This window comes from Spirillospora sp. NPDC048823 (assembly GCF_043198445.1).
Taxonomy (GTDB): Bacteria; Actinomycetota; Actinomycetes; order Streptosporangiales; family Streptosporangiaceae; genus Spirillospora.
Genome location: NZ_JBICUT010000043.1, coordinates 1 through 2020, shown reverse-complemented (window position 1 = coordinate 2020; position 2020 = coordinate 1). Strand labels below are relative to the sequence as shown.

Below are 2020 nucleotides of genomic sequence, written 5' to 3'. Positions count from 1 at the left end.
CCCGGGTTCCGCAGTTGGTGGTCACACGTGATGCCGAATCCGGGGTCTGGCCTGGGGGAACGCCGATTAGAGCGGGAGAGGGCGTGTGTCCACGCCTCGCCGGCCTTGTTCGGTCTTGTTCAGGTGGGGTCGAAGGCGGTGACCCGGGGCGGCGGTTGGATGGAAAGCGCCTGGTAGATGGCCTTGTGGCCGGGCCGTAGCGGAGTGGTCTGGGTGATCGTCCCGGCGGCGCCGACGAGGGTGACCTGCTTCAAGCGGGCGGTTTCGCGGCGGATATCGCGCCAGCTTTGGCCGGTGGAACGCTCGGCGACCCGGGTCAGGAGCAGGGCGAGCCAGCAGATCAGGACGTGTGCGCGAATGCGGTGTTCGAGCCGGTGGAACACCGGTCGAAGCAGCAGCTCGGACTTCAGGTCACGGAACCCGCGCTCTGCTTCTAGGAGGTTCTTGTAGCCCAGAGCGGTGTCCTCGGCCGAGATGTCGGGGTCGGATGTGGCCAGGAGGTACTTGCCGTCGAGGTTGGCCTCGGTCTTGGTCTTCGCCCGGTCGATGGCGAGGCGGCCGTTCTTGTGCTGCCGGATCCACCGCTTGAGGGTGGGGTGGTCACGCAGGGCGCACTCGGCCCGCACGTGCGCCTGCTCGGCTCGCTGCCTGGCCTTGGCGGTGAGCTGCCCGTTCCTGGCTCTGGTCCGCTCGCGTTCCCGCTGGGCGGCGATGCGTTCCAGTTCGGCTTCGATCCGGGCGATGGCCTGCTCGCGCCGGCGCTTGTCGCGTTCGGCCTGGTCGGGGTTGTGGCAGATGATGAACCGGACGTCCCCGGCCCCGTCGATCTTGACTTCCTTGACGCGGAGGTTGTCGCGGACCTGCTGGTAGCGGCCCTGGCGCGATAGTGCCTGCTCGGCCAGGGCGCTGCCGTCTCGCATCCGCATCCCGGCGATGAAGTGTCCGCCCGCTCTGCGCAGGTAGGCGAGGTTGCCGGTGCCGGAGAAACCGCGGTCGACCACGGTGATGACGCGGCCGAGCTTCCAGTCCCGCATGTCGTCCTTCACCTCGGCCAGAACCTGCTGGTCGTTGGTGCTGCCGGGCCAGCACCAGCAGCGGACCGGGATGCCTTCCTTGGTCACGGCCAGGCCGATGACGATCTGCGGGAGGTCGTCGCGGTGGTCCTTGGACTTGCCGTACTTGCGGAAGCCTCGCCGCTCGGCGGTGTCGTCCTCCTCCTCGTCACGTTCGAAGTAGGTGGAGGTGGTGTCGAAGAACAGGACATCGACCTCGAGGTTGAGCAGGTTCGCCACGGCGAAGAACACCGCTTCTTGGACCTTCCCGGTGGTGTCGGCTTCGGCGAGCAGGTCCATCGCCCGATACGCCTGGTCCTCGTCCATGCCGTTCAGTCCGCTGATCACGGCGTCCTCGCTCGCCCATTCGGCCGCCGACAGCTTGCTCATCGGGTCGATCGCCCGGTTGGCGACCAGCGCGAACAGCACCCGCTCCACGTTGGTGGTGAACCGCCGCCCGTCCGTTGCCCTCTTGATCGCGTCGGCGATGTCCAAGCGCTTCCAGAGCGCGTCCAGCAGCCACGGGGTGCCGATCGGCCGGGAGTCGATCACCTCCATCGGGGCCGCTCCCGCCGCCAGTCCGGCCTCGGCCGCCTCGTCCAGGCTTGCCTCGTTGCCGCCGAAGTGCCTGGTGATCGAGGCGGCCAGCCGGCGCAGACCCTCCACATCGAGCCGGTCGACCCGGCCCAGGTTCATCAGCACGTCCGGCTTGACCTTGCCGTCCACCCGCCGGTTATGCGCAAGCGCCGCATACCGGACGATCGACCCATCGGCGTTGCTCCGCTGCGTGAACCGCAAGTACATGACCACAGGAAACCAGGGACTCCCCTGTTCCGCAGTGGAATCCCACAAACTCGTGTTACTACACTTTCGAGCCTGCCAGCCCTGGAAACCAGCGCCGCACAGCGCTGACCAGCGGCGACTCGCCGGCGATCACAGCCGTGTGTCTACGAACTGCGGAACGCGGG

The 2020-nt window shown here is 67.6% G+C and carries 1 protein-coding gene; it reads right to left on the bottom strand.

Annotated elements, in window-relative coordinates; genetic code table 11:
* Positions 1–119 precede the first annotated feature (119 nt).
* Positions 120–1856, bottom strand: coding sequence for an IS1634 family transposase (locus ACGFK0_RS37615; protein WP_392913549.1), 1737 nt, complete (start codon positions 1854–1856; stop codon positions 120–122).
* Positions 1857–2020 lie beyond the last annotated feature (164 nt).